General features: G+C 53.1%; 10 protein-coding genes and 1 tRNA gene. 7 read left to right on the top strand and 4 right to left on the bottom strand.

All coding sequences use genetic code 11. The features are described 5' to 3' along the window. The 6 genes from AB9F26_RS12625 to yghU form a co-directional block, all read left to right on the top strand. Positions 1-914, top strand: a 914-nt coding sequence (locus tag AB9F26_RS12625) for a calcium-binding protein (RefSeq protein WP_369768201.1), incomplete at its 5' end; no start/stop codon positions are given. Between the two features lie 119 nt (positions 915-1033). Next, positions 1034-1726, top strand: coding sequence for a GntR family transcriptional regulator (locus tag AB9F26_RS12620; RefSeq protein ID WP_369754658.1), 693 nt, complete (start codon positions 1034-1036; stop codon positions 1724-1726). Then, entirely contained in the window at positions 1716-3128 is a 1413-nt protein-coding gene (gene uxaC / locus AB9F26_RS12615) for a glucuronate isomerase (protein WP_369768200.1), read from the top strand. The genes AB9F26_RS12620 and uxaC overlap by 11 nt, the downstream gene beginning before the upstream one ends. Beyond that, positions 3125-4363 carry a mannonate dehydratase gene (gene uxuA, locus AB9F26_RS12610; RefSeq protein ID WP_369768199.1) on the top strand — a complete coding sequence of 413 codons (1239 nt, stop codon included), beginning with the start codon at positions 3125-3127 and terminating at the stop codon, positions 4361-4363. The genes uxaC and uxuA overlap by 4 nt, the downstream gene beginning before the upstream one ends. After that, positions 4356-5783, top strand: coding sequence for a mannitol dehydrogenase family protein (locus tag AB9F26_RS12605; RefSeq protein WP_369768198.1), 1428 nt, complete (start codon positions 4356-4358; stop codon positions 5781-5783). The genes uxuA and AB9F26_RS12605 overlap by 8 nt, the downstream gene beginning before the upstream one ends. Before the next feature lie 108 nt (positions 5784-5891). Further along, positions 5892-6746 (top strand): glutathione-dependent disulfide-bond oxidoreductase, encoded by an 855-nt coding sequence (gene yghU / locus AB9F26_RS12600; RefSeq protein ID WP_335585853.1) that lies wholly within the window; start codon positions 5892-5894, stop codon positions 6744-6746. 66 nt (positions 6747-6812) lie between these two features. Here the strand turns inward: yghU and AB9F26_RS12595 are convergent, their stop codons facing one another. The 3 genes from AB9F26_RS12595 to AB9F26_RS12585 form a co-directional block, all read right to left on the bottom strand. Further along, positions 6813-7214, bottom strand: coding sequence for a rhodanese-like domain-containing protein (locus tag AB9F26_RS12595; RefSeq protein ID WP_369768197.1), 402 nt, complete (start codon positions 7212-7214; stop codon positions 6813-6815). Between the two features lie 118 nt (positions 7215-7332). Beyond that, the gene (locus AB9F26_RS12590) at positions 7333-8310 is read right to left on the bottom strand and encodes a zinc-binding alcohol dehydrogenase family protein (protein ID WP_369768196.1); all 978 of its coding nucleotides are present in this window, start codon (positions 8308-8310) and stop codon (positions 7333-7335) included. 112 nt (positions 8311-8422) lie between these two features. After that, positions 8423-8497, bottom strand: a tRNA-Gly gene (locus AB9F26_RS12585). 137 nt (positions 8498-8634) lie between these two features. On the opposite strand from AB9F26_RS12585, the gene AB9F26_RS12580 reads away from it, so the two are divergent. Next, on the top strand, positions 8635-8859 hold the full coding sequence (locus AB9F26_RS12580; RefSeq protein ID WP_335585856.1) for a hypothetical protein: 225 nt from the start codon (positions 8635-8637) through the stop codon (positions 8857-8859). Positions 8860-9295: 436 nt separating this feature from the next. On the opposite strand, the gene AB9F26_RS12575 is transcribed toward AB9F26_RS12580, so the two are convergent. Then, on the bottom strand, positions 9296-12736 hold the full coding sequence (locus tag AB9F26_RS12575) for a pyruvate carboxylase (protein ID WP_369768195.1): 3441 nt from the start codon (positions 12734-12736) through the stop codon (positions 9296-9298). Between the last annotated feature and the right edge of the window lie 143 nt (positions 12737-12879).

Below are 12879 nucleotides of genomic sequence, written 5' to 3'. Positions count from 1 at the left end.
TTGGTAACGATACTTTGTCGGGTAATATGGGTAATGACAGTCTGAATGGCGGCCTCGGGGCGGATGCGCTTATTGGTGGCTGGGGAGTTGATATAGCGGACTATTCGAGCGCATCTAGCGGTCTGCGCGCGGACCTCTATTATGAAATTGCCAACACTGGCGAGGCTGCGGGTGACACTTATTCTTCGGTCGAGAATATCATGGGGACTGCCTTTAACGACCTTTTGCTGGGCGACAACATTGCCAACAGTCTTTGGGGGGGAGCGGGGCATGATACCGTCTATGGGCGCGATGGGGATGACCATCTCTTTGGTGGCCTTGGTAACGATACTTTGTCGGGTAATATGGGTAATGACAGTCTGAATGGCGGCCTCGGGGCGGATGCGCTTATTGGTGGCTGGGGAGTTGATATAGCGGACTATTCGAGCGCATCTAGCGGCCTGCGCGTGGACCTCTATTATGAAATTGCCAACACTGGCGAGGCTACGGGTGACACTTATTCTTCGGTCGAGAATATAATGGGGACTGCCTTTAACGACCTTTTGCTGGGCGACAACAATGCCAACAGTCTTTGGGGGGGAGCGGGGCATGATACCCTCTATGGGCGCAGTGGAGACGACTTTCTCTTTGGTGGTCTTGGTGACGATACTTTGTCGGGTAACCTGGGAAATGACACATTGCACGGCGGCGCTGGTGTTGACACCTTTGTGTTTGCCACGGGTACAGGCTCTGATACCATTTCCGACTTCTCTATCAATGTCGACATTGTCGCAATTGGTGCGGGCGCGCGTCAATTCAGCGATCTGACACTTACGCGGTTTGGTGACGACACCATCGTACAATTTTCCAATACGACTATAACATTGCGCGACGTTCTTCCAGCAGAGCTAGACGCAAATGATTTTGTCTTCTAGAGCACTAAAAAGCGGAAATATCCTATAAATGTACGTGGGCGGGGTTTGCGGATGTGGGTATCTTGTGCTGCTTGTGTTCATGTATACATGAGTGCTAAGAAGGGGCGAAGTGAGGTCGTATGTCCCAAAGTATTCATATCCGTTCGCCAGAGAGGCTGTTGGACTCCGAGATTGATCGGTCGCGTCCAATCGGCGCGCAGATCTATGATATTGTGCGCCTGAATATTATCGTTGAGTGTTTGAAGCCTTCAACCCCCATCAACGAAACCGATCTCAGCCAATGGTTTGGTGTCAGCCGGACTCCCGTGCGCGAAGCCTACTTGCGGTTGATCGACGAGGGATTAATCCACGCAAAAAGCAAGGTTGGCACAATAGTCGCTCCCATTGATGCAGCGCGGGTCCGCGAAGGGATTATTATCCGCCGATCGCTAGAGCGCGAGGTCGTCAAACAAATCTGCGAAAGAGACGTGGATTTACGGACGTTAGATGCCAGTGTCGCATTGCAGCGGGTTGCGGTTTCCCATGACGACCACATCGAATTTTTCAAACGCGACGAGGAATTTCACGAGGCCCTGGCGGAGTTGGCAGGCATCCCTTCCGCGTGGCGTCTTGCGCATTCCGTCAAGGCCCACACCGATCGTGCGCGTATCATGCTTACCGCAAATTTGCCGCTGCGGATTAATGTTGCCTTTGGCGAGCATTTGGAAATCATCAAAGCTTTACGCGTCAAAGATAGCGAGTTGGCGCAGGCCCTAATTAATAGACACATCAATTCAGCCTTTGAAGCAGTAGGAGACAACAGTGCTCAATGAAAATCGTTTTTTCCCCGTTGAGGCAACGACACGCGCGATAGCACAGCGGTTGTTCCATGAAATAGAGGCATTGCCCCTCATTTGCCCACATGGCCACACGGACCCGAGTTGGTTTTCGGGCAATGCGCCTTTTGCAGACCCTGCACAGCTTTTGATCGTTCCGGATCACTATATCATCCGCATGATGGTTTCACAGGGGATACCCCATTCCGCTATGGGCGTTCCCACGCTGGATGGCGCAGCATTTGAAATGGACAGCCGCAAAATTTGGCGTTTATTCGCAGAAAATTATACTCTGTTTCGCTCTACGCCCGTGCGCCATTGGATGGACTATACTTTGGAAAATCAATTTGGCATTGAAGCGCCTTTGCGTCCTGAAATCGCCGACGCTGCTTATGATCAAATTTCCGAGAAGTTGAACCAAGAAGCCTACCGCCCGAGAGCCCTTTATGAGGCTTTCAATATTGAAGTTCTTGCCACAACGGATTCCTGTCTTGATGACCTAGCACATCACAAAAGTATCGCAGAGAGTGCATGGAGCGGGCGGGTTGTGCCCACCTATCGACCAGACGCTGTGACAAATCCCGATATCTCTGGCTTTGTTGAAAACATTGAGCGTTTCGGAAAAATTACCGGTGAAAACACCGAAACATGGGGCGGGCTTCTGCGCGCACATCAAAAACGTCGACAGGATTTTATCAAGGCGGGGGCAACGGCCACCGATCACGGCCACCCCAGTGCGACAACCTGCGATTTAACTCAACAAGCCTGCCGCGATCTATATGCGGAAATCCTTGCGCAAACTGCGACCGAAGATCAAAAAGAGATGTTCCGCGGCCAGATGCTAACCGAGATGGCAAGGCTGAGTGTTGAAGACGGGTTGGTTATGCAAATTCATCCCGGATCTGACAGAAATCACAGCCCGCATGTCTTTAAGCGATACGGGTCGGATAAGGGGTTTGATATACCGAAGCGGGTGAATTTTGTCGAAGCTCTCAAACCGTTGCTCAATATCTTGGGACACGAAAAGAACCTGAGTATTATCCTGTTTACCTTGGATGAATCAACCTATGCGCGGGAACTGGCGCCTCTTGCGGCTGCCTATCCTTGCCTCAAGCTTGGGCCGGCGTGGTGGTTTTCGGACAGTCCAGACGGCATGATGCGCTACCGAAATCTTACGACGGAAACTGCGGGATACTATAACACCGTGGGATTTAACGATGACACGCGCGCGTTCCCGTCCATTCCCGCGCGTCACGATATGGCTCGCCGCGTGGATTGCGCGTATCTAGCGACCCAAGTTGCCGAGCACCGTTTGCTGGAAGATGAAGCTGTCGAAGTGGCGATTGATCTCGCGTATCGATTGGCAAAACGAACATATGGATATGAGGATTTGGTATGAAGCAGACGTGGAGATGGTTTGGGCCAAAGGATTGCACCCTGATCGAAGAAATCGAGCAAGCAGGGGCAACGGGCGTTGTCAGCGGCTTGCACCACGTACCAAACGGCGAAGTTTGGACCCGTGCGGAAATAGAGAAACGACAAGCTGAAATTGCGACCCGCAGTGATGGCACGCCGTCGTCTCTCAAGTGGGATGTCGTTGAAAGCCTGCCTGTATCCGAGGATATTAAAAAGCAAGACGGAGCATGGCGCGCCCATCTTGAAGCTTACAAAACCAGTCTCGAAAATCTCGCGGAGGCGGGCATCAAAACGGTTTGTTACAACTTTATGCCGATATTAGATTGGACCCGCACCGATTTGGCGTGGCGTCTAGATAATACTGCAACCTGTATGCGGTTTGATCTGATTGATTTCGCGGCATTTGACATCTTCATTCTCAATCGTGCCGACGCGGCAAGCGATTTCCCCGCCGAAGTGGTTGAGGCCGCAACCGCGCGCCATGCCACTATGCTGGATGCGGACAAACAGGCGCTCATGGCGAATATTGTGATGGGCCTTCCTGGGGCAAACCAAGAACTGACTTTTAACGATTTTAAAGCCCTGCTTGGCTCCTATTCCGACATTACATCCGAGCGTTTGAAGTCCAATCAATACACCTTCCTCAGGGAAGTTCTGCCTACAGCCGAGCGCCTTGGAATGCGGCTTTGCTGCCATCCGGATGATCCGCCGTTCTCGCTGCTTGGCTTGCCGCGCGTCATGTCGACGGAACAGGATTATGCCGAATTGATTGCCGCTGTGGATAGCCCTGCGAATGGTATCACCTTGTGTAGTGGCTCGCTTGGCGTGCACCCGCAGAACGATTTGGCGGGGATGATGCGTCGGCTCGGCCCTCACGTGCATTTCCTGCATCTGCGCAACGTTCAACGTGAGAGCGACATGTTTCCCGGTTCTTTTTACGAAGCAGAACATTTGGGCGGGAGCACCGATATGGTCGCCTTGATTGCGGCGGTCCTGTCTGAAGAAAAACGCCGTCGAGCGGAAGGCCGTGAAGATTGGAATATCCCCATGCGCCCTGACCACGGTCACGAGATGGTCGATGATTTTAAGCGCCCTCAACAGCCAGGTTATCCCGTTACGGGGCGCCTGCGCGGGTTGGCGGAATTACGCGGGGTGATTGCTGCATTGTCCTCGGATTTTGCAAATCTCTCTACAGATGCGCGTGACAATAATGCATAGCGAACCTTGTGCGTATGATCCAAGCGCGTCGGATGTCGGGATTGTTCATATCGGGATTGGCGCGTTCCATCGTGCGCACCAAGCGGCCTATACAGACAGTGTTCTAGCAAAAAATGGCGGCGATTGGCGCATTCTGGGGGTCAGTTTGCGCAGCACAGAGGTCGCAGACGCAATGAACGCTCAAGAGGGGCGTTATACCCTTGTGGTTCGCTCCGATCAGCGCGGCGAGCCACCGGTTTTCCGCGAGATTGGCAGCGTTGCCCGTGTTCTTGCGGGCCAACGGGGCGTGGCACCGATCTTAGATGCGATGACGCGGCCTCAGACCCGTATTGTCAGTTTGACGATCACCGAGAAAGCCTATGGTGTCGATCTCTCAACTGGGCAACTGAACCTTGCCGATCCGCAGATCGCAAAGGATTTGGCAAACCCCGAATTGCCCACGGGGGCCATCGGCCTCATCACCCGCGCCCTTGCTGTGCGTCGTGCCGCGGGGACGGCCCCGTTCACGGTCCTTTCGTGCGATAACCTGCCCAATAATGGCGCTCTGGTTCGGGCTGGGGTTCTGGAGTTTGCCCACCGCGTGGACCCAGATTTGGCCAGGTGGATTTCGGTTCATGTACGGTTTCCATCGACAATGGTAGACCGGATTACACCCGCCAGTTCGGACAGTTTTTTTGCCGAGGTGGAGCAGGCTTTGGGCCATCCCGATCTCGCCGCTGTTGAAACGGAACCGTTTAGCCAGTGGGTGATCGAAGATGATTTCTGTAATGGCCGCCCCGCATGGGAAGATGCGGGGGCTATCTTGGTTCAAGATGTTGAGCCTTTTGAGAAAATGAAGCTTCGTATGCTCAATGGTGCCCACTCAATGCTGGCCTATGCGGGCTATTTGTCGGGCTGTACTTATGTGCGCGATGTCATGGATAATCCAAGGCTTGCCAAGAAGGTTGCCGCGCATTTGCAGGCTGCGAGCGAGACCCTAACTCCCCTCGAAGGTGTTGATTTTAACAACTACGCGACGGAGCTGATAAAACGATTTGGCAATCCCAACATCGCGCATGAAACCTATCAAATTGCGATGGATGGAACCCAGAAAATGCGCCAGCGGATATTCGAACCTGCAGCGGAAGTCTTGGCAAAAGGGGGCGACATAGATACGTTTGCTTTTGCGACCGCATGTTGGATCAGATACGCTTCGGGACGCCATGATAGTGGCACAGAGTACGCCTTGCGTGACCCTCGTGAGGAAGAGTTGGCAGATGTTTATGCAGCGCATGGCCAAAATGCCGAGTCCTTGGTGAAAGATATCTTTGCACTGCCAAATTTACTTCCAGCCGCTGTCGCAAAATCCGAAACATTTGCGAAAAACGTCACGCAACACCTTCAAAAAATTAGGGCGCACGGCGTGTTGGCCGCGATTTAGCACAATAATACTGCTTTATCATCGGCTTCCCCTCATAATGCACTCCAAGGTTCTTGTACTTTGGCGATGAAGTATTACGTGTCACCGTCAACGTTAGCGGAGAATGAAATGACATATACCCCCCCCCAAGTTTGGACGCCGGACACTGAAAATGGCGGAAAGTTCGCAAGTATCAACCGTCCGATTTCTGGGGCAACCCATGACAAAGAGCTTAGAGTGGGGAAACATCCGTTCCAACTTTACTCGCTTGCGACACCTAATGGCGTCAAAGTCACGGTGATGTTCGAGGAGCTTCTTGAGGCGGGCTTTACAGGCGCGGAATACGACGCGTGGTTAATCAATATTCAAGAGGGCGATCAATTCGGAAGCGGGTTTGTCGACATCAACCCCAACTCCAAAATTCCCGCTTTGTTGGATACAGCCACGGGGACACGCGTGTTTGAGAGTGGCGCAATTCTGCTCTATCTCGCTGAAAAATTCGGAGCATTCCTGCCCAAAGATCCCGCCGGACGGGCTGAAGCCTTGAATTGGCTGTTCTGGCTACAAGGCTCCGCACCCTATCTCGGCGGCGGTTTCGGGCATTTCTATGCTTACGCTCCTGAAAAGTTTGAGTATCCGATCAATCGTTTTGCTATGGAAACCAAGCGCCAATTGGATGTTCTTGACAAAAACCTTGCCGATCGACAATTTCTTGCGGGCGACGAATACACCATTGCGGATATCGCGACGGCTCCGTGGTATGGCGCGTTGGTTAAGGGGCTCGTGTATGACGCTGCGGAATTCCTTGACGTTGAAAGCTACAAGAACCTCAACCGTTGGACAAACGAGATTTATGATCGTCCCGCGTTCCAGCGTGGCAAAATGGTTAACCGTGCGTGGGGTGAGCCTTCGGAACAATTGCTAGAGCGGCATGACGCGAGCGATTTTACGACGTCCACACAGGATAAAATCGCTGCCGAATAGGCCCGATTTCATGAAGACAGACCGCTCAGGGGGAAATAGCCTTGGGCGGTCTTTTTAGGGAATAGTCTAAGGTTTTCTTTGAGCAAATTCCACAGGTCCCCCCTGCTTTTCCCACGTCGAAAATCCTTCTTTTAGGTGGGCGGCTTCAAACCCCATATCCTTGAGCATGGACACCGAAAGGGCAGAGCGCCACCCCGATGCGCAATGAAAGATGAATCTCTTGTCCTCGGCAAATATCTCTTTGAAATAAGGGCTTTCTGGATCGATCCAGAATTCAAGCATCCCGCGCGGACAGTGAAAGCTGCCGGGGATGAAGCCCGAGTGTTGACGTTCACGCACATCTCGAAGGTCGACGATCACGACGTTTGGGTCGTTGACCAATGCTATCGCGTCTTTGGTTTCAATCTCTTGGATGCGCGCGCGTGCAGTCGCAACCATTTTGGCCACTGATGTTTTAAGTTTCGACATGAAATCACCGTTTTCGCGTTGAGGGGACGATATGAGCAGTTTGGCGTGAATGACTTGAACCAACAACCGTCAATAGAAAAACGGGCAGAAAACGTCTCCAAATCTTGCAGTAGAGGTTCTAGGTCACGACCACAATTTTACCGCCCGCCGTGTTGTTCTCCATTGCGGTATGTGCGGCAACGATGTCGTCAATTTTGAAGACTTTTCCAATTGGAACATTGAACTTTCCGGCGACAACCAAATCAGCGATGTCTTGCAACGGAGTTGCCAAAAAGTCTTCGTTGCCCCCCGCATAAGTGGTCAGATTTACCGCCGTTGGAATGGCGCCCATCGGGCTAAAGGCAGCCAGTTCCCATGCATTTCCAACCATGCCCGTCATGCAAACCGATCCCCCACGGGCCGTGCAGGCCAAGGAATCGAGCAATGTGGTTGTGCCGACCAGTTCAAGCACCTTGTTCACGCCCTCAGGATAGCGCTTTTTTACGTCTTGGGCGATTGCACCTGTATCTATGACGACATCATCCGCGCCGTTGTCCAAAAGGCTTTGGCGACGATCTTCGCGCCGCGTGGTTGCGATCACCGTGAGCCCCATGCGTTTGGCTAGGATGGCAGCACACAGACCCACTGATGTAGTGCCGCCCCGTACGAGGAGGGTTTCGCCCGCCTGCGCCTTTAAAGCCGTCTGAAGCGAGCCATTGGCCGTTTGGAGCATCTCGGGCAGGGCACCCAAAACATCCCACGCCAAAGTCGTTTTCAGGCGCATAACTTGGGCATTTGGCACCAATGTGTACTCGGCATAGCTGCCATCAAACATCCGCCCCAATCCCCCCATCGCTGTGGCCACGGTTTCGCCCTCGGTGAAAACGCCATCTACGGATTGCGCAACGACGCCCACGGCATCAATCCCCAAAATGCGTGGGAAGGGAACGTTGGGGGAATGCCCTTGGCGGGTAAATAATTCAGAACGGTTGAGGCCAAAAGATTTCACACGGATCAAAACCCAACCCGCTTTGGGTGTGGGGATCTCGCGGGTTTCGATCTTTAAAGCGTCGGGTCCGCCCGCTTCATGTATGACGACTGCTTTCATTTTGGACATGGTAAATCTTTCGTTGGCAAACGCAGTGCGTTAATCTGCGACAAGACGATAGGGCACCAAAAACAAAAACGGCCTAGGGCGGAAACCCAAGGCCGTTTTTTGTTTGACCAGATGGAGCGGGCGAAGAGATTCGAACTCTCGACCCTAACCTTGGCAAGGTTATGCTCTACCCCTGAGCTACGCCCGCACCGTCTGGTGAGGAGGGGTTTAGTCCGAACGATTGGGGGCCGCAAGGGGAATTTGGCAGAAAATTTAAATTATTTTCTAAGCGACGGAAACTGCCCGCTCGCGCGTGTGTCTCTTATAGAAAGTGAGAAGTTTTTAATGGAAAACGACCCTATCATGCGACGCGATATCCGCCTCATTGACTGTCTTTGCAAGTCACGCAGAGGGTTGACGGGAGGGACGGGGGCCATCCGCGGGGCAATTCTCACAATTGCCATCGGGATCGCATTTCTTGCACGCCTTATGACGGTTGTGCCTATGTTTGCGGCTTCAGCTCAAGAAATAGGCCTTTGTGCCATGACTTTGGTCTTTGGGGCTGCGTAACAAAATACCTCTTGTTTACGCGCTCTTTACAAAGGTTGGTTCAATATACCTCGAATAGGGCCGACTGGATTCGGCGCAAACCGGAACAAGATTGCCCGCGTTGTGGCACTCAAGAAAAGAAGAGGACAGCCTGTGACTATGTCTCAAGATCGACTCGTGACTCTCTGTTTTAAAAAAGGGGGAGAAACAAAAGTTTTCGCGAGTCGGAGCCATGCCAAACTAATGGAAAGCGTTTTTCGGAGTCACCTTGGCGGGACCTCCAAATCGCGTTGGTTGGAATCTACGCTGTCAGATGGCTCTATGGTCGTAGATATGAACGAATTGTCTGCCGTAGTGAATTGTGAATATACTGAAAAGTAAGTTTGATTGACGCGGAATGCGCATAAAAATACCCGCCGCAATCTCTTGCGACGGGCAATGTTTCTCTCGTTAGGTTCTATTCCAGCTCAACAAGCAGGTCTTTTGCGTCGATTTGGCTGCCCGGCGTAACATGGACAGCTTTGACGGTCGCGTCGCGCTCAGCATGAATGCCGGTTTCCATTTTCATCGCTTCAATCGTCAAGAGCAGGTCACCCTGATGGACCACTTGGCCGACCGTTACCGCGAGTGTTGCCACAACACCTGGCATTGGTGCTCCGATATGGTCGGTATTGCCATCCACGGCTTTTGGCCGCGCGGCGGTTTTTGCTTTCACCAGACGATTTGGAACACGGATAACGCGCGGCTGGCCGTTTAGTTCGAAAAAGACCTTAACTTCGCCATCTTCTGTTGTTTCGCCAACGGCTTGAAGGCGAATTTCAAGCTTTTTGCCCGGTCCGATCTCTGCTGTGATCTCTTCAGCAGGTTCCATTCCATAAAAGAACGTCCGTGTCGGAAGCGCCCGCACGGGGCCGTAGAGGCGGTGACGGCCCATGTAATCCAAGAATACTTTGGGGTACATGAGGTAGCCATTGAGGTCTTCGTTATCTACGGTGAACCCATCCAAAAGCGCGCTAAGTTCGGCCCGCGTTGCTTCTAGGTCTGTGGGTTCCATCGCGGCACCTGGGCGCGTCAGGTTAGGAGCCTCGCCCTTGAGGACTTTGCTTTGGATACCTGTCGGGAAGCCACCCGGAGGTTGGCCCAAATTCCCGCGCATCATGTCGACGACACTCTCTGGGAAGGATAGATCCACCTCGGGGTTTTCGACTTCTGCTCGGCTAAGTCCCTGAGAAACCATCATAAGCGCCATGTCACCAACGACTTTTGACGAGGGCGTAACCTTCACAATGTCACCAAACATCTGGTTCACATCCGCATAAGTTTGCGCAACTTCGTGCCATCTCTCCTCAAGGCCAAGGCTGCGCGCCTGTGCTTTTAGGTTGGTGAACTGGCCTCCGGGCATTTCGTGCAAATAGACTTCGCTGGCGGGGGCTGCGAGGCCGCTCTCGAAGGCCGTATATTGTGCGCGCACCGCTTCCCAATAGTTTGAGACTTCGCGGATTGAGCCGATATCGAGGCCAGTTTCGCGCGGTGTGTGACGCAAGCTTTCGACGATGGAGCCAAGACAAGGTTGGCTGGTGCCGCCCGAAAATGCATCCATTGCCGCATCGATGGCGTCAACGCCTGCTTCGCTTGCCGCAAGGATTGTGGCGCCTGCGATGCCGGAGGTATCATGTGTGTGGAAGTGAATCGGCAGGCCGACTTCTTCTTTGAGAGCTTTAATCAAAGCGCCTGCAGCGGTTGGTTTGAGGAGGCCAGCCATATCTTTTAGGCCGAGTACATGGGCACCCGCCGATTTGAGGTCCTTGCCCATTTCCACGTAATACTTAAGGTTATATTTTGCGCGGTCGGGATCGAGAATGTCGCCCGTGTAGCAAATCGTGCCTTCGCAGACCTTGTTCTCTTCCTGAACAGCATCCATCGCTACGCGCATGTTTTCGACCCAGTTGAGGCTGTCAAAGACGCGGAAGACATCGACACCAGTTTCGGCGGCTTGTTTGACAAAGGATTGTACAACATTATCAGGATAGTTGGTGTAACCCACACCGTTCGACGCACGCAAAAGCATTTGCGTCATCACGTTCGGCATCGCGGCCCGCAGGTCACGCAACCGTTGCCATGGGCATTCTTGCAAGTACCGATAGGCCACATCAAATGTCGCGCCGCCCCAGCATTCAACAGAGAAAAGCGATCCAAGATTTGCCGCATAGGTCGGTGCAACACGGATCATATCAATCGAGCGCATCCGCGTGGCAAGTAAGCTTTGATGCCCGTCGCGCATGGACGTGTCAGTGATCAAAAGTTTCGTTTGCGCGGTCATCCAATCGGCCACAGCCTGTGGGCCCTCGGCTTCTAGCAGGTTGCGCGTTCCAATGACGGGCGTGCCTTTGAGTGCGGGGGGAGCGAGCGAACGTTGGTCCGCCGAAGGCTTTGGTCTTCCAGCGGTTTCTGGATGGCCGTTGACTGTAATTTCCGCAACATAGGTCAGAATTTTGGTGGCCCGATCACGTCGTTTTTTGAATGTGAACAGCTCTGGTGTGTTGTCGATAAACGTCGTGGTGTAGCTGTTGTCTAGGAAGGTCGGGTGCTTGAGAAGGTTCTCAACAAAGGCAATGTTGGTGCTCACGCCACGGATGCGGAACTCGCGCAAGGCGCGGTCCATACGCGCAATCGCCGCCTCGGGTGTTGGGCCTTTGGCGGTCACTTTTACCAGCAAACTATCATAATAACGGGTGATGACGCCGCCAGAATAGGCCGTGCCGCCGTCAAGACGGATGCCCATGCCTGTGGCGCTGCGATAGGCAGTGATGCGGCCATAGTCTGGAATGAAGTTGTTTTGCGGATCTTCTGTTGTCACGCGACATTGAAGCGCGTGGCCCGTTAGGACGATATCTTCTTGGCTGGCTTTTCCGGTCGCTTGAGCAATGGTTTTACCTTCAGCAATCAGGATTTGCGCCTGCACGATGTCGATGCCTGTGACCTCTTCGGTGACTGTATGCTCGACTTGAACGCGGGGATTTACTTCGATGAAGTAGAACTCCTCGGTGTCCATATCCATCAGGAACTCGACGGTTCCCGCACATTCATATCCAACATGGGCGCAAATTTTGCGACCTAAGGCGCAGATGTCGGCGCGCTGTTTCTCAGATAGATATGGGGCAGGGGCGCGTTCAACGACTTTTTGGTTGCGACGTTGTACCGAGCAGTCGCGTTCAAACAGGTGATACATGCCGCCGTGTTTGTCGCCAAGGATTTGGACCTCAACGTGGCGGGCGCGTTGGATCATTCTCTCGAGGTATCCCTCGCCATTGCCAAACGCAGACTCGGCTTCGCGACGCCCTTCGAGGACTTTTTCTTCAACTTCTTCTGGGCCGTAAATCGGACGCATGCCACGGCCACCGCCACCCCAGCTCGCTTTGAGCATGAGGGGGTAGCCAACTTCTGCGGCTTCGCGGCGTACCTTGTCCATATCATCGCCAAGGACTTCGGTTGCGGGAATGACGGGCACACCCGCCTCAATCGCAACACGGCGCGCGCTGGCTTTGTCGCCTAGGGCGCGCATTGTCTCGGCTTTGGGGCCAATAAAGGCGATGCCCGCAGCGTCGCAGGCGTCTACAAAATCGGGGTTTTCAGAGAGGAGGCCGTAGCCTGGGTGGATCGCATCCGCACCAGCCATCAGGGCAACCCGAATGATTTCTTCGATGCTTAAATAGGCGGCCACGGGGCCAAGGCCTTCGCCAATGCGATAGGCTTCGTCGGCTTTGAAGCGGTGCAGGCCGAGTTTGTCTTCTTCGGCATAGACGGCAACAGTTTTCTTGCCCATTTCGTTTGCGGCTCGCATGATGCGAATAGCAATCTCACCGCGATTGGCGATTAGAATTTTCTTGAAGTCTGACATTTTGAATTCCCCGATAGCTCTCGGGAGTATCTTTTAAGAATTTTCTGCGTCGCCGTAAAGCTTTCTTCGCTGTTGCAGCAATTTTCGGTCACGATTGTTTACCAATTAGTGCTATTATTCCAATTTGGGCGTAGTATTTGGAA

Origin of the sequence: Falsihalocynthiibacter sp. BN13B15 (assembly GCF_041205415.1) — a bacterium.
Taxonomy (GTDB): domain Bacteria; phylum Pseudomonadota; class Alphaproteobacteria; order Rhodobacterales; family Rhodobacteraceae; genus Falsihalocynthiibacter; species Falsihalocynthiibacter arcticus.
This window is presented reverse-complemented; position numbering and strand designations above follow the sequence as displayed.

What these genes read in the sequence shown, in the direction of transcription:
- AB9F26_RS12620 (WP_369754658.1), top strand. Translation starts at nt 1,034, where the DNA reads ATGTCCCAAAGTATTCATATCCGTTCGCCAGAGAGGCTGTTGGACTCC.
- uxuA (WP_369768199.1), top strand. Translation starts at nt 3,125, where the DNA reads ATGAAGCAGACGTGGAGATGGTTTGGGCCAAAGGATTGCACCCTGATC.
- AB9F26_RS12605 (WP_369768198.1), top strand. Translation starts at nt 4,356, where the DNA reads ATGCATAGCGAACCTTGTGCGTATGATCCAAGCGCGTCGGATGTCGGG.
- yghU (WP_335585853.1), top strand. Translation starts at nt 5,892, where the DNA reads ATGACATATACCCCCCCCCAAGTTTGGACGCCGGACACTGAAAATGGC.
- AB9F26_RS12595 (WP_369768197.1), bottom strand. Translation starts at nt 7,214, where the DNA reads ATGTCGAAACTTAAAACATCAGTGGCCAAAATGGTTGCGACTGCACGC.
- AB9F26_RS12590 (WP_369768196.1), bottom strand. Translation starts at nt 8,310, where the DNA reads ATGTCCAAAATGAAAGCAGTCGTCATACATGAAGCGGGCGGACCCGAC.
- AB9F26_RS12580 (WP_335585856.1), top strand. Translation starts at nt 8,635, where the DNA reads ATGGAAAACGACCCTATCATGCGACGCGATATCCGCCTCATTGACTGT.
- AB9F26_RS12575 (WP_369768195.1), bottom strand. Translation starts at nt 12,736, where the DNA reads ATGTCAGACTTCAAGAAAATTCTAATCGCCAATCGCGGTGAGATTGCT.